This window comes from Hymenobacter sp. BT559 (genome assembly GCF_016427535.1).
GTDB lineage: Bacteria > Bacteroidota > Bacteroidia > Cytophagales > Hymenobacteraceae > Hymenobacter.
Window position 1 is genome coordinate 636,516 of sequence record NZ_JAELXV010000002.1, and the last position, 19,061, is coordinate 655,576.

A 19,061-nucleotide genomic window follows, 5' to 3' on the forward strand; every position below is an offset into this window, starting at 1 on the left:
CCGCGGCAGTTGCAGCGCAACAAAGCCTGCGGCTCACAGTTTTACCCCGAATTCATATTCTCTAGTTAATCATCTTTTATGTCTGATACCACGCCTAATAAGCGCCGCAAACCTACGGTGCCCAACCCTACACCCCGGCCGGGGGTGCAGATGTGGGTGCTGGGGGGGCTCTTGTTCCTGCTGCTCGGAATGTTTTATTTCAGCGGCTACAATTCGGCCATCAAAACTAACCAGCAGAAATTTGAGCAGATGCTGCTGGCTGGTGATGTCGAAAAGATTACCCTCTACAACGATAAAGTTGTCGAGTTTGGCCTCACGCCCGCTGCCCTGCGCAAGCCCGAGTACCTAAACGAGCTAACTGCTCGGCGCGGGCCATTCGTGGTGGGCCGCGACGTACAGTTTGCCTTCCCCATCGTTGACCCCAAACTGTTTAAGGAAGACCTCGATAAGGCGCAAGCCAACGTGGACCCCGCCAAGCGCCAAGGCTTTGATATTCAAAACCGGGTAAGCCTGATTGATATCATCACAGGCCCCGGCATGATTATCCTGCTCATGGTCGGCTTCTGGGTGCTGATGCGCCGCGTAGGTAGCGCAGGTGGCCCCGGCGGTCAGATTTTCAACATCGGCAAAAGCCGCGCTGCGCTTTTTGAAGGTGGTGATAAGGTGAAGGTTACGTTTAAGGACGTAGCCGGCCTGGAAGAAGCCAAAGAAGAGGTGCAGGAGATTGTGGAGTTCTTGAAGAACCCCAGCAAATTCACCATCCTAGGTGGTAAAATCCCGAAAGGCGCACTGCTAGTGGGCCCTCCCGGCACTGGCAAAACCTTGCTGGCTAAAGCCGTAGCCGGCGAGGCCGATGTGCCGTTCTTCTCGCTGTCGGGCTCCGACTTCGTAGAGATGTTCGTTGGGGTAGGTGCTGCTCGGGTACGTGACCTCTTCAAGCAAGCCAAAGCAAAGGCGCCCTGCATCATCTTCATCGACGAGATTGACGCCGTGGGCCGTTCGCGGAGCAAGGGCTCGATGCCCGGTGGCAACGACGAGCGCGAGAACACGCTGAACTCGCTGCTGGTAGAGATGGATGGTTTCGGTACCGACTCGGGGGTTATCATCCTGGCCGCTACTAACCGCCCCGATACCCTGGACTCGGCACTGTTGCGTCCCGGCCGCTTCGACCGTCAGATTAGTATCGACAAGCCCGACATCAACGGCCGCACCCAGATTTTCCAGGTGCACCTCAAGCCGCTGACCCTAGGTACCGACGTAGACGCCAAAAAGCTTTCGGCCCAAACGCCGGGCTTTGCGGGTGCTGAAATCGCTAACGTCTGCAACGAGGCCGCTCTCATTGCCGCTCGCCGCGACAAAAAGATGATTACCAACCAAGACTTCACCGACGCTATCGACCGCGTGATTGGGGGCTTGGAGAAGAAAAACAAAATCATCTCGCCCGGTGAGAAGCGCATTGTGGCCTACCACGAAGCTGGCCACGCCATCGCTGGCTGGTTTTTAGAGCACACCGACCCGCTGGTGAAGGTGAGCATCGTGCCGCGCGGTGTAGCTGCCCTTGGCTACGCACAGTACCTGCCCAAAGAGCAGTTCTTGTACAACACCGAGCAACTCATCGATGAGATGTGCATGGCCCTAGGTGGCCGCGCCGCCGAGGAACTAGTCTTTGGCAAAATCTCGACCGGTGCCCTAAGCGACTTGGAGCGCATCACGAAGATGGCCTACAGCATCGTGACGATGTACGGCATGAACCCCAAGCTGGGCAACGTGTCGTTCTATGATTCGAAAGGCCAGAACGAGTACGGCTTCTCGAAGCCTTATTCAGAGGCTACTTCGCAGATGATAGACGAAGAAGTTCGCACCATCATCGATAACGCTTATACTCGCACCAAGGAGCTGTTGACCGAGCGCCGTCACGAGCTGGAGGTAATTGCCAAAGAGCTGCTTGAGAAAGAAGTGCTGTTGCAAGACGACCTAGAGCGTCTGGTAGGCAAGCGTCCCTTCGGTGGCCAAACTAACTACCAGGCTCATATGGCCGGCACCGACCGCTCGGAAACCGCTAGTGAAGTGAAGAACGAGAACCCTGGCGCTAAAATCGCTAGCGACCTGCCTGAGCTTCACCTGCCTGGTATGCCCGAATCAGAGACTGTATAGCCAGCTTAGTGTATGAATACAAAAAGGCCAGCCGGAAACGGTTGGCCTTTTTTCGTTTACTACTCAACCGGAGGTTTTGCGAAGAGTAGGTGCTTTCTTAGCAGCGCATTTCACTCTTATTATCAGCGGCTAGCATGAAAACACGGAGACTATTTGAACAGCGTGCTGGCTGGTTAGCTGGCTTACTAGGTTTGAGTATGGCGGCTTGCCAAACGCCGGCCCCAGTAGTGAAAGAATATCCTTACCTTATAAAAATGCGGGTGAAGGGCTGCCAGGGTAAGGTCGGCAAACTGTTCAGCCCGGGACCAGAGCTAGCTCCTTTAGACAGCGCCAAGCTGGAGCAAGGACAATTTGTGTTTAGAGGGAAAGTAGCACATCCTGGTGTCTACAACGTTTATTGTGTGTGCGAGAATAAAGTCGCGAGTAGCCTTGATGTCTATCTGCCAGCCGATTCTGTGGTAGCAGTAGTTATGCCTGGCACCAATCTGCGGCCCGACATCTACCAGCCGAAAGGCCTAGGTCCAATTGGTATCGGGTCATACCACCTAGATACGCAGCTGTTTTCGACCGCGCCGCAACAGCGGGAAGTAGGCCGCTACCTGCTCACGCGCGATAGCATCTGGAACGGCTATTTTCTGGACGTGAAGCGAATGAAAGCCAAGATGGACGCAGCTATCGGGGCGGGTAATAAACCCGAAATAGACCGCTGGGCTGATTCTACCCGCCGGGTGGAGGAGAAGTTTTCCGACTACATGGCTAGGGCCTCTGCGCAGTTTGTTAAAGGTCACCCGCACTCGGAGGCCGTTCTCTTCGCCCTGCGCGATGCCGGTGATGCGCCAGCGGCTCGGCAGCGCCTACGCCCTTACTACCAAGCACTGCCCGATTCGGTACGAACCAGCTACTTTGGCCAGCAATTGGCTAAGCGCTTTGGCGCTCTTGAAACTGCTGGTACCGCGCAATAGTCGCTGCAGCTAGTAAGGCTACCTAAGCTGGCCGTTGGTACTGCCCCTACCTTTGCGTTATGTCTTCCCGCGATACCATGCTAGCCCGCATCCGCACGGCCTTGGCCACGGGGCCGGCGCCCCAGCCGCCCCAGCCCGATTGGACTGCCCCCGTGCACCCTCCGCTGCCTGATGCCGAGTTGGCCGTCACGTTTGCCGCCAGCTTCCGGCGCATCGGTGGTGAGTTCTTTTACTGCGAAACACTAGCGCAGCTAGGGACTGAGCTGCGTGCTTGGCTAGCCGAGCGTCTGCCCGACGGGCAGCAGTTTTACGTGTGGGAGCCCGCCCTGCAAAAGCTGCTGAGCCAGGCCGACGTGCCTTTCCAGGCTACTGAGGCCGACTTTAAGGCGCAGGCTGCTGTAGGGCTCACCTCGTGTGAAGCACTGGTGGCGCGCACTGGCAGCATCGTGGTGGCGCCCGCCACGGCTAGCGGCCGCCGACTCAGCATCTACCCCGACCAGCATATCGTATTGGCCCGGCCCAGCCAGGTAGTGGCCGAAATTGGCGACGCCCTGCGAGCAGTGCAAAGCCGCTACGGAGCGGAGCTGCCCTCTATGATGTCGCTCACCACCGGCCCCAGCCGCACGGCCGACATCGAAAAAACGCTTGTGCTAGGTGCCCACGGCCCGCGCCGGCTTACCTTGTTCTTGCTCGAAGATGACGCCTAAGCTGCTACCCGAGCTGCCGCCGCTGGCTTTGCCAGCCGGTAAGCGGGTCTATTTTGCCTCCGATTTCCACCTAGGGGTGCCCGATGCGGCTACCTCTCGCGAGCGTGAGCGCCGCATTGTGCGCTGGCTCGACGAAGCTGCCAAAGATGCGGCGGCCATCTATTTGCTGGGCGATGTCTTCGACTTTTGGTTTGAGTACAAGCACGCTATTCCGCGGGGCTTCAGCCGCTTGCAGGGCAAGCTAGCAGAGCTCACCGATGGCGGCCTGCCCATTACGCTCTTCACCGGCAACCACGACATGTGGATGTTTGGCTACTTCACGCAGGAAATGGGAATACCCATTCAGCGCGACCCCGTGTCGCAGCGTATGGGCGACAAGCTCTTTCACATCGGCCACGGCGATGGCCTAGGGCCCGGCGACTTTGCCTACAAGCGCCTAATGAAGCCGGTCTTTAACTCGCGCTTTACGCAGTGGCTGTTTGCGCGCCTGCACCCCAACCTAGGTATCGGCATTGCCAGCAAGTGGAGCCAACACTCGCGCATCCAGAATGGGGCGGCCGACGCCAAGTATTTCGGCGAAGAAGAATGGCTGCTTGTGTACTGCCGTGAGGTCGAAAAACGCCAACACCACGATTATTACGTATTTGGTCATCGGCACTTACCGCTCGACGTAGCCGTAGGACCCGGCAGCCAGTATATCAATCTAGGTGAATGGGTCAATTATTGCTCCTATGGCGTGTATGACGGTACCACGATGGTTTTACGGGAATACAAAGGGTAGTAATGTCCCTAGGTCTGCTTTGACGAGGTCGCAGCAATCGTGCTGGGTAGGGGCGCTGTTTGTAATCCTGGCTTTTCCGCTCGGTACCCATGCCCAAGCCACCGTGCCTAGTGCCGCCTCCGTGGCGCCAGCTGCCGGAGTGGCTCCCGTCGAGGCCGCGCCTGGGGCTAAAACGCTAAACCCTAATGCACCTGCCCCGGCGCCTGGCGCCTGGACACTGGTCAAAAGCCTAACGCTGCCGCAGGCTAGCGCGGCTTCGGTAGACCGCCGCGGCACGCTTTATCTAGCCGATAAGGACAATAACCTGCGCCAACTCACTACCGCCGGCCATCCGCTCAATACCTATTCGCCGCCGCAGCCGGGCCACGTGGCGGTGCTTGAAGCTTGGAACCAGAACAGCGTGTTGGTTTTTTATGATGACCGGCAGCAGGTGCTGCTGCTCGACCGCTTTCTAGCACCGCTGAGCGAAATCCGGCTGGCCGACTACGTCGATGGGACCGTGCGTACGGCCACGCTGGCGCCCGACGGCCTGCTGTGGCTGCTCGACGAAAGCAACTTAGTATTGCGCGAGTTCGACCCGCAGGCCCTGCGCCTGGTGCAAAACACACCGCTCGACCTGCTCATCGGTCGCAGCCGGCCCGATTTCCGCTTTTTGCGCCAATACCAGAATAACATCTACCTGGTAGACCGCACGAGCGGCATCTTCGTGTTTGACAACCTAGGGAATTACCGTAAGAAGCTACCCTTCACGGGGCTTGATTTTATAACGTTTCGGGGGGATGAACTGGCGTACCTGAGTGGGGGACAGTTGCATTTTTTTCACTTATACAACCTCACCGAACGCACCCAGCCGTTGCCCGCCGACCTCGATGCAACTACTGTGCGCCAGCTGCTGCTCAGCGACCAGTACGCCTACTTTGTCACGACCAAGGGCGTGCAGATTTACCAGCTGTAGCACCTAGGGCGAGCAGCTGACAGTAAGCTACCTAGGTAATTCCTGCGGCCCAGTTTGACCTAAGTAAAATGGTGAACATTGGTAAGTATGTAACTTGGTTGCAGCTCATTGGAAAGATAGTGGCTGGCGCAACCAGCTACTAACCGGGCCGTTAGTTGGGGTACTTTTCTCCTTCCCAACTTAGCCCGCTCCCCATGAAAGCATTAGTGTTTCACGGTCCCCGCAATGTTAGCGTTGACACTGTCGACGACCCCACGCTGAAAGACTCGCGCGACGCCATCATTCGCGTTACCAGCACCGCTATTTGCGGTTCCGACTTGCACATCTACAACGGCTCGCTGCCCACATCGCCCATGGTGCTGGGTCACGAGTTTATGGGCATTGTGGAGGAGGTAGGCAAGGGCGTGGGCAACCTCAAGCGCGGCGACCGCGTGGTGGTGCCCTTTCCGGTGGCGTGCGGCACCTGCTTTTTCTGCAACCACTCGCTGCCCGGCCACTGCGAAAACTCGAATCCCGACCACTATGGCCCCGAGGGTGGCCTGCTGACCCAAAAGGGCGGCGCACTTTTCGGCTACACCGACCTCTACGGTGGCTATGACGGCGGCCAAGCCGAGTACGTGCGCGTGCCCTACGCCGATTTTGGCCCACGCAAAGTGCCAGACTTCCTCACCGATGAGCAGGTACTGTTCCTCACCGACATCTTCCCGACTGGCTACTCGGGCATCGATTGGGCCGAGGTGAAAGGCGGCGAATTCATCGCCATTTTTGGTGCTGGCCCGGTGGGCATTATGGCCGCCAAGAGCGCCTGGCTGCGCGGCGCGGCCCGTGTAGTTATCGTAGATACTCAGCAGTATCGCCTTGACAAAGCCAAGGAGACGACTCGCTGCGAAACCATTCTTTGGGAAAGCCACGACCAGGTAGTGCAAATAATCCGCGACATGAGCCAAGGCCGCGGGGCCGACGTGTGCGTCGATTGCGTAGGCTTCGAGCCCGACCGCAATTTGCTTGACCGCGCTAAGGCTGTTATCAACCTCGAAAAAGGCTCGCCTAAAATCATTGAAGCCTGCATGAGCGCGGTACGCCGGGGCGGCGTAGTATCAGTGCTCGGTGTGTACGCCACCACTAACGACAACTTCCCGGTTGGCCAGTTCTTCGACAAAGGCATTAAGCTAGTGGGCGGACAAGCCCCAGCTCACAAGCACATCGACAAGCTGTTGCAGCATATTATCAAGGGCGAAGTAGTGCTCGACGACATCATTTCGCACCGCCTGCCGCTCTCGCAGGCCGCACATGGCTACGACATTTTCCGCCACAAAAAGGATAACTGTTTGAAGGTGGTGCTGAAGCCCGGCGAATAAGCGCACGCTCCATTACTGTGAAAAGGCCAGTCTGCTCCTTTGCAGACTGGCCTTTTTGCTTGAATTCAAAAAAATAGTCAAGCCTAGTTAAGCTGGTAGGCGATGCCGAAACGCAGCACCTGCCCAAAAGACTGTCGGGCTGGACCACCTACTAGCCCGCTTTGCGCGCTAATGAGCCCAATTGAATAGCTGGCATTAAGGCCCGCTCGGCCGTGCCAAGCAGTAAGGTCACCCCGCAAGCGACCATCGAGCCCAAAGGATGAGCGCCGGGCATCGGTAAGCCAGACGCGCCCGTTATTGAAGGTGCCTTCGCCGCTTTCACGCCCCCCGAATATAGCCGTGAGTTCGGGACCAGCCAGTACATCGAAGTGCCAGACTCCCTCCCCAAAGCGGTGGCCATACCCGGCAAACATGCTGATGTTCTGCGAATGCAGGAAGGTTTCGCCATCGGCCGCGTACTGCGTCTGAGTGCCGGTTTGCGTCTGCCGCGACCAATCTACGTTACTGACCGCCACGATATCGGTACGTGTGCGCTGCCAGTCATAGCCTAGGTCCACCACCAGCAATCCGGCCCGCTTCCCTACGTATAGTGCCCGCAGGCCTAGCCCTAGGCCTAGTCCGGCGTGCCTGCCATAAGGACTGTTGGTGTATGCCCCGCCCTTATACACACCATCATCCGAGCTTCGGTTGATGAAGGAGGTGCCACTGGCGTCGGTCCCGCTGTACCAAGACAAGTTGGGCGCTGCCCGCTCCACAAACTCAAAGTGCTGCGCGTAGGCCGGGCGCGCCAATGCTAAAAGCGGCAATAGGTAAACGTATTTTTTCATAGGGAAAAGGATGGGTAGGTTGCATACTCATTGAGCTAAAGCGAAGGCATTTAGTTGCAAGGCACTACAGCTGTAGAACGAAAATATGCTGCAGTAGGTCCTAGCCGTATGGCTAGCCTTTCTGCAATGCACCCCGGTCAGCTTAGCGGGCGCATTATCGTACTTCCGCTACTTTTATTTAACCTCCTACGCTGGCTTAGCACAGTGCAGAAATCCCGCGCCAAGCCGGGGCAAACCTTTCCGCTTGGCCAAACGGTTATATTTGCTAGGTTCCCACTTTCGTGCGGCCCCTATTGGCGGCTGCTTTTATATAGATTATGGCTTGTGCTTCTTGTTCATCCGGCGGCGGCTGCTCTACCAGCAAGGTAGGCGGTTGCGGCTCCAAGGGTGGCTGCTCCTCGGGCGGCTGCACCCGGCTTAATGTTTTCGACTGGCTTGCCGATGTCGATATGCCCTCCGATTTCCGGGGCTTTGATTGCGTAGAAATCCGCTTTAAGGGCGGCCGGAAAGAGTTTTTCCGCAACGATAAAAACCTGCCGCTCGTGACCGGCGATGCCGTAGTAGTAGAGGCTACTGGCTCGGGCTGGCACCTAGGGCACGTGTCGCTCAAGGGCGAACTTGTGCGCCTGCAAATGCGCAAAAAGAAGGTGCCCACCGACTCGCGCGACATCAAGGCCATCTTGCGCGTGGCCACCCCCGACGATGAGGAGCGCTGGCAGGCCGTGCGCGACCTCGAAAACGGTACCATGTTCCGGGCCCGCGCCGTGGTCGATGAACTGCGCCTCAAAATGAAGCTTTCCGATGTCGAGTACCAGGCCGACCGCACGCGGGCGCTGTTCTACTACTCGGCCGAGGACCGCGTCGATTTTCGGGAGCTCATTCGGCGGCTAGCCGATGAGTTTCGGGTGCGCGTAGAGATGCGCCAAATATCGCTGCGCCAGGAGGCGGGCCGCATCGGTGGCATCGGAGTGTGCGGGCGCGAGCTGTGCTGCTCTACCTGGCTTACCGACTTCAAGGCCGTGAGCACCACTGCCGCCCGCTACCAAAACCTGAGCCTCAACCCTCAGAAGCTGGCTGGCCAGTGCGGCCGCCTCAAGTGCTGCCTCAACTATGAGCTCGACGCCTACCTCGACGCCCTCAAAGACATTCCGCAGGTGCAGCGCCCACTGCAAGTGGCTAACGGCGAGGCATTTTTGCAGAAGACTGACATTTTCCGCAAGCGCATGTGGTTTGCCTTTAAAGGCGACAACAACTGGGTAATGCTCTCCACAGAGCGCGTGCGCGAAGTGCTGGAGCTTAATAAAAAAGGCGAACGCCCCGAAACTCTGGCCGCCCCCCGCGTGCAGGAAGAAGTAGCGCCTGCCGTTTCTACGCTCATGGAAGGCGACCTAGACCGCCTCGACGACCAAATAAAAGGTGGCAGCAAGCGCGGCAAGCGCAAGCGCAAAGACAAAGACCGCAGCGACCGCCCCGAGGCCCGCGAGACCAGCGCAACTCCGGCCGCGCCCGAAGCCCGTGAGCCGCGTGAAGCACGCGAGCCCCGGCGCCGCGAGCGGCCCGACCGCCCCGAAGGCGCCCGCCCGCCCCGCCCCGAAGGCCAGCCTAGTGCTGCCCCGCGGGCCGAAATAGTACCGGCCACCCCCTCGGGCCCGCCCTCCGACGAAGCCGGCGAGCAGCGCGGCCGGCGTGGTGCCGCCGCCCGCCCCCTCAACCGGCGTGGCGGCCGCAACCGCGGCGGCAACTCTAGCGATAGTGGCGCCACTACGCCCGATGCCACCCGGCCCGAGCAAGACCGCCCGCGTCGCCCCGAGCAAACCAACCGCCCGCCCAAAGGCTCGGCACCTGCCGAAGGCAGCGGCGCCCCCCAGCAACCCCGCCCACCCCGCGAGGGCGGCGACAATGGGCGCAATGGTAACCGCGGCCGGGGGCGCCGCGGCGGTAGCGGCCGCCACGGCGGCGGTCAAAACCCCGCTGGTCCGCCAGCTGGTAGCAACTAAGCACCTGGCTTTTGTGAATCGACAAGCTTCTTTCCTCCTTATGCCCAAGCTGCTTTCTCGGCTGGTGGCCCGGCCCTGGCCGGCGCTGCTGGCGCTAGCCGCCCTCACTACTCTCAGCGCCTGCGACCCCAACCGGGTGTACGAGGAAAACACCGACCTCAAGTCGCCCACCGGCGACCCCTACGTGTGGGATGTGCAGCAGCGCCCGAGCTTTACGTTTCCGATTGCGGATACTACTGGTCGCTACGAAGTGTACTTTAACGTGCGCAATGCCTCGGCCTACAGGTTTTATAACCTGTACCTGAAGCACACGCTCACTGGCCCCGATGGCCGCGTGGTGGGCCAGCCGCTGCTGCACTACATGCCGCTCTTCGACCCCAAAACCGGCGAGCCACTGGGCTCAGGCGCGGGCGACATTTTCGACCACCAGTTCCTGGCCCTACGAGATGTGCACTTTGCTCGCCCCGGCAACTACAAAGTGACCCTAGAGCAGTACATGCGCCAAAATCAGCTGCCTGGCATTATGTCGGTGGGTGTACGCGTGGTAAAGGCTGACGCTGGGAAAAAGTAAGTATAGCTCCTAGGTCTACTAAAAAAGCGGGCGCAACGTCGGTATGACGTTGCGCCCGCTTTTTTAGTAGACCTAGGGATTACTTTATGTCTTTGAAGGCCACGTTCAAGCCTTCGGCCCAAACGGGGTGGGCTATTACCATTTCGGCGAGCTCTTGATAGACTAAGCCACCGGCCATGGCCACTTGCACAATAGTCATAATCTCGCCAGCTTCGGGACCTAGGATGGCCGCGCCAATGATGCGGTCATCGGGCCCCACCAGCATTTTCCAGAAGCCTACGTCATCGCCGGTCTGCTGGGCGCGGCTGATTTTCTTCACCGGCGTCACGCTCACGCGGTAGTCAATGCCCTGGTCTTTCGCCTGCGTTTCGCTCAGGCCGATGCGGCCGAGGGCAGGGTCGGTGAAGACACAGTAGGGGAGAGGACGCTGCTTGGCCGAGCGGCGCGGGCCTTCGTGCAGCAAGTTGTTGCGCACCACGCGGTAGTCGTCGTAGCTGAGGTGCGTAAACTGCGGCCCGCCGTGCACATCGCCTAGGGCGTAAATGTGGTCTACGTTGGATTGCAAACGGGTATTCACTTCAATATAGCCCTGCTCGTCGGTCTTAACGCCGGCTAGCTCCAGCCCTAGGTTCTCGGTATTGGGCTTGCGGCCGGTAGCCACCAGCAGGTGGGTGCCATGCAGGCGACGCTCGCCCTGGCGGGTGCTAGTGGCAAGAGTAAACTGACCTTCGGCGTTTTGTGACACGTGATGCACCTCGGCGTTCATGATAAACTCGATGCCATCGTCCGTCAGGGCCTGTTGCAGCACCTGGCACACGTCGTCGTCTTCGCGCTCCAGCACCTGCCCGCTGTGCTCCACAATGGTAATGCGGCTGCCAAAGCGCAGAAACATCTGGCCAAACTCCAGTCCGATATAGCCGCCTCCCAGAATGAGCAAGTGCTCGGGCACTTCTTCTAGGCTAAGCAGCTCGGTAGTGGTCAAGAATTTAGTGTCGGCCAGGCCAGGCACTGGTGGCACAGCCGCGTGTGTGCCCGTGTTCACAAAAATTTGCTTGGCGGTAATCTCGCTGCTACGCTCCTTGGTTTCCTGCACGCGCACTTGGTGCGGGCCGGTGAAGGCCGCTTGGCCGCGCACTACCGTAATATTTTCGTGCTCGGGCGCCAACGATTCGGTAAGGCTGCGGCGCGATTTAGCGAGTAGCTTTTCTTTGCGCGCCACCACGGCTGGCATGTCTATCTCGACTTCGCCCCGCACGTACACCCCTAGGTTGGCGGCGGTGTGCACCTGGTGGGCGCGGGTGGCCGAGGCCAGTAAGGTTTTGGTGGGTACGCAGCCGTAGTTGAGGCACGAGCCGCCCATCTGCGCGGCTTCTACCAGAATAACTTTTTGGCCAGCTTCGGCCAGTGCTTTCGCTAGGGGGTTACCAGCTTGGCCGGAGCCGATGATGAGGGCATCGCAAGAATAATCAGACATAAAAAGACAAACTGAGGCCACTGGACAGGCGGCGCCTTGCTATACGCGAATTACCGACCCACGACCGGGCTAATTTGTAAATTATGCTCGTGCAACGTTTGGCCTGGGGCTTGGCTCTCAGCAGGAAAGCTAGGGTACTAGCGCTGCTGCGACTTTCTTTGCACCACTTATTCTACTTCCGCTACACCTATGGTTCATCGCTACATAAAAACAGGAGTAAGTGCCTTGCTGCTAGGTATAAGCGGCTGCTCGGTGTACGTGCCCATGCAGGGCGCCGCCCCTGAAATCCGAGCCAAGGGCGAGGCGGAAATAACTGGTAGCTGGGCCCTCAGCGACCGTGTTGATTTTGGGGCAACTTATTCGCCCGTGTCGCACGTGTTGGTGCGCGCTGCCGTCAGTTTCAAAGGCAGCCGCCCGGGCCAAGACAGTGCCAGCTACGCCCGAAACAACCAGTACGAGCTAGCCGTGGGCACCTACTGGCCCCTAGGCCAGCACTGGCTGGTGGGCGGGCTGGCCGGCTTTGGGCGGGCGCAAGCCCAAGCGCGCTACATCGACGACGGGGCAACCCTCCTCACGTTTCGCGAGCCCATCCAGCACCAGCTCGATGGCGCGTACAGCAAGTATTCGGGCGAGGCGTATGCCACCTTTCAACCCAGCCCACTGGTCAGCTTGGGGCTGGCATACCGGGTGGTGCAGCTACGCCTCACCAACGTTACCGACCTAGGTGTGCCGGTGACTGCGGCGCCCATTCTGCGCCAGGAGCCTATGCTTTATTTTCGCCTGCGGCCCGACTTTGCCCAGCGCAGCTTGCAGTTTCAGTTTGCCCTAGGTGCCTCCAGCACCTTCGGCTACAACGCACGCACCGCCAACGATAAGGCCGACCCGGTTCGGCAGTTCAAGCTGGGGCGCAGCTACACGTCGGTGGGCGTGGCGTTCTACCCGCACTTGCTGTGGAGCAAAAAGTAAGGGAAAGTGCAACCTGCCTAGAGCTTGGGCCGCGACTCAAAAAACTGGCTGAGCGGGCGCTTGTAGAGCCCGCCAGTAGTGCCAATATATACCGTGTCGCCCAGCTGCTCCAGGCCCGTAAGGCGTCCCTGGCCCAGGCCATCGCTTTTTAGCTCGCGCAAGCGGTAGCTGGTGCCATTCCAGCGTAGCGTGTAAAGGAGGTTAACTAACCCGTGTTTTACCCCGACCAAGCTGTCGCTTACCACGTGGTAAGTGCTGGCGTTGAAGGCGTCGGGTGTATTGGTATAGCGCTGCCATGTTTCGCCATCGTCCGTCGATTTTAGGATAGAGCTAGAAGATTCTACCAGGTATACCGTGCCCTGCCACTTGTAGCAGGTATCGGTATAGTTGGGGCCGAAAACGCGCTTGAACGAGCCGTCTTCGCGTACCTTAAATAATCCTTCGTCCTCGCAATTAACTAGGAAATAATCATCCACGGCGATTATCCAACGTACCGTCGAATTAGTTGATAAAATAGTTCGGGGAATAGATACTGTCCGCGATTTAGCTTGCAGCACGGCGCCAGTGCCAAACGGCTGAAGCTCGACTTGGCTCAACACAAACCGCAGGGAGCTGCGATTGCTGGAGTAATAACTAAATAGGAGGTAGTTATGGCGGTCGATGGCTCCGAAGGCCTCCTGGTTTATAACCGAATTGGGAACGATACCCAGCGCCAGTGGGTCGAGCTGCCGCAGCCGGATGCGAGTGGCGGAAAGGGAAGACAACGGCTCGCGGGGCCTGATTAAATACACTAGAGTATCCAGCGAAGGCGTGGCGATAAAAGCGGCGCTCATGGGCAGGCGCAGGTTCACATCGCTCGAAAAACCTGTGGAGGCTCCATACACATACCTTCCGCCGCTCGCCGAGGTCAAGGCAGGGGTAGGAGACACCGTAGTCATCAGATTAGGATGTTGCAAGTACAAGGAGTTGGCATCCTTGGTCATGTTCAGAATAATCTGCTGATTGCCATATAACCCACCCGATGGGGCCCAACTGTACACTTTATCTTGAATGACAATCTTTTCAACTTCCTTCTTACAAGCTCCAAGCAGCAAGACGAGGCAACCTAAGGCAACGTGTATAATACAGCGCATATACAATAGGATAAGGAAATAGAAAGGGCAAAATAATAGCCCCAGCGTTGGCCGGAGCTATTAAAGGGCTTATAAGCAAAAGGATAACAGCAGCTTACTTGCTCCCTAGTACGCGGAGCATAGTTTCGCCAATCTCGGCGGGCGAATCCACTACGTGGATGCCGCACTCGCGCATGATGGCCATCTTAGCAGCGGCCGTGTCGTCGGCGCCACCTACGATGGCACCAGCGTGGCCCATGCGGCGGCCGGGAGGTGCCGTCTGGCCAGCGATGAAGCCTACCACGGGCTTCTTGTTACCATTTTCCTTAATCCAGCGAGCGGCTTCGGCTTCCATGCCGCCGCCGATTTCGCCAATCATCACGATGCCTTCGGTTTCGGGGTCGTTCATCAGCAGCTCTACCGCCTGCTTGGTGGTGGTGCCGATGATGGGGTCGCCACCGATGCCGATGGCCGTGGTCTGGCCCAGGCCGGCTTTGGTGAGCTGGTCGACGGCTTCGTAAGTCAGAGTACCCGACTTCGACACGATGCCTACACGGCCTTTCTGGAAGATGAAGCCGGGCATGATGCCCACTTTGCACTCGCCAGCGGTGATAACGCCGGGGCAGTTCGGGCCTACCATCGTGATGCCGGGGCGGTCCTTGAGGTAGTGCTTCACGGCAATCATGTCCTTGGTCGGGATGCCTTCCGTGATGGTTACAATAACCTTGATGCCAGCTTGGGCAGCTTCCAAAATTGCGTCGGCGGCAAATGCCGGGGGCACGAAGATGATGCTGGTATCGGCTTGGGTAGCAGCTACGGCGTCGGCCACGGTGTTGAACACGGGGCGACCTAGGTGCTCGGTGCCGCCCTTGCCGGGCGTTACGCCACCCACTACTTGGGTGCCATAATCCATCATTTGCTGCGCGTGGAACGAGCCTTCGGAGCCGGTGAAGCCCTGCACGATGACCTTGGAATCTTTATTGACGAGAACGCTCATGGGCGGCTGACTTGTTGGGAGGAATGAATTGGGGCAAAAGTAGGGCCGGGCCGGGCATTCTGCACCGCCTAGCTCGCCGCCGCCCGCACCTAGGGCCCCTGCCTACCTTTGTGGCTTCGTAACTGCTTCACTTCCCCTCCCACCTACTCACCATGTATTTTAATCATATCATAGAGACCCTCGGCAACACGCCCCTCGTGCGACTCAACAAAGTGACCGAAGGTATCAAAGGCACTGTACTCGCTAAGGTAGAGTATTTTAACCCCGGAAACTCGGTGAAGGACCGTATGGCCCTGCGCATGATAGAAGACGCCGAGGCGGCCGGTATTCTCAAGCCCGGCGGCACTATTATCGAAGGCACTAGCGGCAACACGGGCATGGGCCTAGCCCTCACAGCCATTGCGAAAGGCTACAAAACCATCTTCGTGATGAGCGACAAGCAGAGCAAGGAAAAGCAGGACATCTTGCGCGCTGTGGGTGCCGAGGTGGTCATTTGCCCCGTCGATGTGGCCCCCGAAGACCCTAGGAGCTACTACTCGGTGGCCAAGCGCCTGAATGCCGAAACGCCCAACTCGTTCTATCCCAACCAGTACGACAACATGTCGAACACGGCGGCGCACTACGAGGCTACTGGCCCTGAAATCTGGACCGGTACTGAGGGCAAAATCACGCACTTCGCGGCGGGGGTAGGCACGGGCGGTACCATCTGCGGCACCAGCAAGTACCTGAAGGAGCAAAATCCTGCGCTCTTTACCCTAGGTATCGACACCTACGGCTCGGTGTTTAAGAAGTATAAGGAGACCGGGATTTTTGACGAAAACGAAATTTATCCTTACAAAACCGAGGGTATTGGCGAAGACATTCTGCCCAAGAACGTGGACTTCGACGTCATCGACCAATTTATCAAAGTGACTGACCAGGATGGCGCTCTCATGACCCGCCGCCTGGCCAAAGAAGAAGGCCTGTTTGTGGGCTGGAGCTGCGGCTCGGCCACGCACGGCGCGCTCGAATACGCCCGCGAGCACCTCAAGGAAGACGACACCATGGTAATTGTACTGCCCGACCACGGCACGCGCTACTTAGGCAAAATTTACAACGACGACTGGATGCGCGCCCAGGGCTGGATTTAGCTCGGCAGTAGCTGAATAAAATAGCCACAACGGTAGGAAGGAGTAAGCCGAGCGTGGTAACTTCGTAGGAGTATAACAATAAGCAAACAATCTAAGAGTCTAATAAACTACCTATGGAAGTGCTCAACCATATTGTGCTGGTGGATGACAACGAGACGACCAGCTTCCTCAATAATCGGTTGCTGAGCCGCCTGGCGCTGGCGAAGAAGGTTAGCACCTTCACGCGGGCCGAGGAAGCCAGCCGCATCTTGTGGGAAGACGCCCAAGCCACGTCTGAGGCGGCCGCCGACCTCGTGTTTGTCGATTTGAAAATGCCCGGCATGAGTGGCTTCGACTTCCTGGAGCAGTACAACAAGCTGCCTGCCGCCGTGCAAGAGCGCACCGTGGTGGCCGTGCTCACGACCTCGATGCACGCCGCCGACACGGCCCGCGTGGCGCAGTACCCCAACGTGGAGTACCTCACCAAGCCGCTTACCGAAGAAAAGCTGCAGCGCCTGCTCGCCAAGCGCTTCGATATCAACTTGGCCGTATCCGCCAAGTAGCGCCCTAGGTACTAAAAAGCGGGGCCCACGCAACACTAGTGTTGCGTGGGCCCCGCTTTTTAGTACCTAGGGCGCGGCTAGCGCACAAACTCAAATTTGTCTCCGTCGAACAAGCCTTTGTCGCTGAGCTTGAGGCTAGGTATCACGAGCAGTGCCATAAAGGACAACGTCATGAATGGGGCCTGCAGCCCCGAGCGTAGCTCGATTTTAGCAAAGTCATCGAGCCTCGAATACGCCGCGGCCACCTCAGGGCCGGGCTGGTCTGACATGAGGCCTGCCACCGGCAGGGGCAGCACGTGCTCGGCGCCCGCGGGGCCCACGGCGGCCAGGCCGCCCTGCGCCGCCACTACTAGGTTGATGGCGCGGGCTATGTTCTCATCGTCAACGCCCACGGCCGTGATGTTGTGCGAGTCGTGACCCACGCTGCTGGCCAGCGCCCCCGCTTGCAGCCCAAAGCCCTTGATGAAGGCCACGGCCGGCGTGGCCCCCGGTGCGTAGCGGTTCAGCACTACTAGCTTGAGCACATCCTGCTCTTGGTCGGGCTGGATATAGCCGCCCGCTGCGGGAAGCCCTAGGTCGCGCCGAGCCGTGATGAGCTGACCATCAAAACACTCGATAACCGGCGTGAGCAGGTGGCCTCCCGCCACAGCCACAGCTAGGTCGGCGGCCTGCACCGGCTGGGCATGGAAGTTATTAAGCACCTCTACTGGCGCGGCAGGCAGTAGGCACTGCCCGTTTTCGGCCACCAGCACCCCATCGAGGTAGGTTTGCTGCACTGCAAACTCCGTGAGGTCACCTACCACAATAAAATCGGCGGGGTCACCTAGGCGCAGCTGGCCCACTGGCAGGTGGTAGTGCGCCACCGGGTTGAGGCAGGCTATTTGCAAAACCTCAAATACGCTGTACCCGAGGGCCACCGCTCGCTGCACCAGCTGGTTGATGTGGCCCAGCAGCAGCGTATCGGGGTGCTTGTCGTCCGAGCAAAACATGAGGCAGTCGTAGTAGCGCGGCAGCAACTCAATGAGCGCGTCGAAGTTGCGCGCCGCCGAGCCTTCCCGGATAAGCACTTTCATGTCGGCGGCCAGCTTATCGCGCGCTTCCTCGGCCGTGAAGCACTCGTGGTCGGTGCTGATGCCGGCGCTGGCGTAGCGCTCGGCATCGGCCCCGCGCAGGCCGGGCGCGTGGCCGTCTACGGGGCGGCCGTAGCGCAGGGCTAGGTCTATTTTTTCCATCACCACGGGGTCGCGGTTCAGCACGCCGGGCCAATTCATCATCTCGGCCAGGTAGCCAATTTTGGGATTCTGAAACAGCGCCTCGATATCGGCGGCCGTAATCTCGGCCCCAGCCGTTTCGAAAGGCGTGGCCGGCACGCAGCTCGGCGCCCCAAAGCAAAACTTAAACGGCACCTGGGTCGCATTGTCGAGCATATACTGCACGCCGGCCACCCCCAGCACATTGCCGATTTCGTGGGGGTCGCTCACGGTGGCTACCGTGCCGTGCGGCAAGGCTAGGCGCGCAAATTCGCTAGGCACCAGCAAAGAGCTTTCGACGTGCACGTGCGCATCCACAAAGCCCGGTAGGGCGTAGGGGAGGGCAGGGTCGGGGCCGGAGGCATCGGGTAGGGCGTCGATAGCAGCAATGCGGCCCTCGGCCACGCGCAGCGTAGCGGGGTAAATGATGCGCGCCGGGATATCGACCAGGTTAACGGAAAGCGAAAATTCAGAAGCCATAAGCCGTAGAATAAACTAGTTGCCCCCCGCTGCACGTTGGGCAACCTAGCTGAAGTAAAGTACTTTTGATAAAAACTATTTGCCGTGAAGCTATTTAGTAACTCCCGTTTGCCCGCTTGGTTGCTGCTCGCCGCCTTGCTTAGCACCGCCAGCGGCTGCGCTCGCCACGGCTCGCTGCAAAAGAAAACGCGCTGGTATAAAAGCCACGCCGGCAAAACCACGCCCTGCCCCTGCGGCCATTAAGCCATGCGTTTGGTAGGCCAGCCGCACGCAGCACCTCCGTGGTAAACCCAATGTCCTAGGTCTGCTGCACCGCGCCAGATGCGGCCTTGCGTGCGGCGTGGCCGTATTTTCTGCTTTCTCATTCTTCTATGTCCGACCAATCTGCCGAAGCCCTTGCCCTCACTACCGCCGCCGAGCAGGTGCGCCAGCAACTGCGGCTGCCAGGTTATGGCGGCGAGGCCATCGCGCACCTCAGCCACACCATCGATGCGCAGCGCACGGGCCTGGCACTCGCCGAGCGCGTCGATTTTATAACGGCGGTAGGTTGCTACCTAGGCGAGTGCCTGGTGCGCACCTACCAGGGCGAGTGGGCTGCCGGGCCCGATGGTACCACGGGGGTCGGCATTGCCGGTCAGCTTTTTTTTAACCCTTTTTTTCTGGTGAAAGAACAACTGGATAAGGGCACTACGGCTTCGGTAGCAAGCTTTTTTGCGTCGGTGCCGTGGCGGCTCGCCGACCGGCAGGCCGCTCATAAGGACAACATTTCGTAATCTTGCGGGGCCAATGGCCACTCCC

General features: G+C 58.9%; 17 protein-coding genes and 1 pseudogene. 13 read left to right on the plus strand and 5 right to left on the minus strand.

Annotated elements, in window-relative coordinates; translation table 11 throughout:
- Positions 1-78: 78 nt before the first annotated feature.
- From ftsH to JAO77_RS09265, 6 genes are all read left to right on the plus strand, one after another.
- A complete protein-coding gene (ftsH, locus tag JAO77_RS09240) occupies positions 79-2,154 on the plus strand; it encodes an ATP-dependent zinc metalloprotease FtsH (protein ID WP_198990028.1) in 2,076 nt (691 codons plus the stop codon).
- 470 nt (positions 2,155-2,624) lie between these two features.
- Positions 2,625-3,116, plus strand: a complete 492-nt coding sequence (locus JAO77_RS09245; protein WP_198990029.1) for a hypothetical protein — start codon at positions 2,625-2,627, stop codon at positions 3,114-3,116.
- A gap of 59 nt (positions 3,117-3,175) precedes the next feature.
- Positions 3,176-3,823: a LutC/YkgG family protein gene (locus JAO77_RS09250; RefSeq protein WP_198990030.1), complete on the plus strand. Its 648-nt coding sequence runs from the start codon at positions 3,176-3,178 to the stop codon at positions 3,821-3,823.
- Positions 3,813-4,604 (plus strand): UDP-2,3-diacylglucosamine diphosphatase, encoded by a 792-nt coding sequence (locus JAO77_RS09255; RefSeq protein WP_198990031.1) that lies wholly within the window; start codon positions 3,813-3,815, stop codon positions 4,602-4,604. Before JAO77_RS09250 ends, JAO77_RS09255 begins: the two co-directional genes overlap by 11 nt.
- Positions 4,605-4,623: 19 nt before the next feature.
- Positions 4,624-5,559, plus strand: a complete 936-nt coding sequence (locus tag JAO77_RS09260; RefSeq protein WP_198990032.1) for a hypothetical protein — start codon at positions 4,624-4,626, stop codon at positions 5,557-5,559.
- A gap of 194 nt (positions 5,560-5,753) precedes the next feature.
- Positions 5,754-6,917, plus strand: coding sequence for a zinc-dependent alcohol dehydrogenase (locus tag JAO77_RS09265; RefSeq protein WP_198990033.1), 1,164 nt, complete (start codon positions 5,754-5,756; stop codon positions 6,915-6,917).
- Positions 6,918-7,000: 83 nt separating this feature from the next.
- On the opposite strand, the gene JAO77_RS09270 is transcribed toward JAO77_RS09265, so the two are convergent.
- Positions 7,001-7,744 carry a hypothetical protein gene (locus tag JAO77_RS09270; protein WP_198990034.1) on the minus strand — a complete coding sequence of 248 codons (744 nt, stop codon included), beginning with the start codon at positions 7,742-7,744 and terminating at the stop codon, positions 7,001-7,003.
- A 317-nt stretch (positions 7,745-8,061) separates the two neighbouring features.
- On the opposite strand from JAO77_RS09270, the gene ricT reads away from it, so the two are divergent.
- Both ricT and JAO77_RS09280 read left to right on the plus strand, forming a co-directional pair.
- Positions 8,062-9,741, plus strand: coding sequence for a regulatory iron-sulfur-containing complex subunit RicT (gene ricT / locus JAO77_RS09275; RefSeq protein ID WP_198990035.1), 1,680 nt, complete (start codon positions 8,062-8,064; stop codon positions 9,739-9,741).
- A 40-nt stretch (positions 9,742-9,781) separates the two neighbouring features.
- Positions 9,782-10,312: a gliding motility lipoprotein GldH gene (locus JAO77_RS09280; RefSeq protein ID WP_198990036.1), complete on the plus strand. Its 531-nt coding sequence runs from the start codon at positions 9,782-9,784 to the stop codon at positions 10,310-10,312.
- Between the two features lie 79 nt (positions 10,313-10,391).
- On the opposite strand, the gene JAO77_RS09285 is transcribed toward JAO77_RS09280, so the two are convergent.
- The gene (locus JAO77_RS09285) at positions 10,392-11,786 is read right to left on the minus strand and encodes a mercuric reductase (RefSeq protein ID WP_198990037.1); all 1,395 of its coding nucleotides are present in this window, start codon (positions 11,784-11,786) and stop codon (positions 10,392-10,394) included.
- A 189-nt stretch (positions 11,787-11,975) separates the two neighbouring features.
- Between JAO77_RS09285 and JAO77_RS09290 the strand changes: the two genes are divergently transcribed.
- Positions 11,976-12,752, plus strand: coding sequence for a hypothetical protein (locus JAO77_RS09290; RefSeq protein ID WP_198990038.1), 777 nt, complete (start codon positions 11,976-11,978; stop codon positions 12,750-12,752).
- Positions 12,753-12,769: 17 nt separating this feature from the next.
- Here the strand turns inward: JAO77_RS09290 and JAO77_RS09295 are convergent, their stop codons facing one another.
- Positions 12,770-13,885 carry a beta propeller repeat protein gene (locus JAO77_RS09295; RefSeq protein WP_213019358.1) on the minus strand — a complete coding sequence of 372 codons (1,116 nt, stop codon included), beginning with the start codon at positions 13,883-13,885 and terminating at the stop codon, positions 12,770-12,772.
- Between the two features lie 94 nt (positions 13,886-13,979).
- A complete protein-coding gene (gene sucD / locus JAO77_RS09300) occupies positions 13,980-14,861 on the minus strand; it encodes a succinate--CoA ligase subunit alpha (RefSeq protein ID WP_198990040.1) in 882 nt (293 codons plus the stop codon).
- Positions 14,862-15,013: 152 nt separating this feature from the next.
- On the opposite strand from sucD, the pseudogene JAO77_RS09305 reads away from it, so the two are divergent.
- A pseudogene (locus JAO77_RS09305) lies at positions 15,014-15,988 on the plus strand (PLP-dependent cysteine synthase family protein); the annotation flags it as partial.
- 116 nt (positions 15,989-16,104) lie between these two features.
- A complete protein-coding gene (locus JAO77_RS09310; RefSeq protein ID WP_198990042.1) occupies positions 16,105-16,533 on the plus strand; it encodes a response regulator in 429 nt (142 codons plus the stop codon).
- Positions 16,534-16,610: 77 nt separating this feature from the next.
- On the opposite strand, the gene ade is transcribed toward JAO77_RS09310, so the two are convergent.
- Positions 16,611-18,263: an adenine deaminase gene (gene ade / locus JAO77_RS09315; RefSeq protein WP_198990043.1), complete on the minus strand. Its 1,653-nt coding sequence runs from the start codon at positions 18,261-18,263 to the stop codon at positions 16,611-16,613.
- Between the two features lie 108 nt (positions 18,264-18,371).
- Between ade and JAO77_RS24370 the strand changes: the two genes are divergently transcribed.
- Both JAO77_RS24370 and JAO77_RS09320 read left to right on the plus strand, forming a co-directional pair.
- Positions 18,372-18,506: a hypothetical protein gene (locus JAO77_RS24370; protein ID WP_286192450.1), complete on the plus strand. Its 135-nt coding sequence runs from the start codon at positions 18,372-18,374 to the stop codon at positions 18,504-18,506.
- Positions 18,507-18,634: 128 nt separating this feature from the next.
- Positions 18,635-19,036 (plus strand): hypothetical protein, encoded by a 402-nt coding sequence (locus tag JAO77_RS09320; RefSeq protein ID WP_198990044.1) that lies wholly within the window; start codon positions 18,635-18,637, stop codon positions 19,034-19,036.
- Positions 19,037-19,061: the final 25 nt, after the last annotated feature.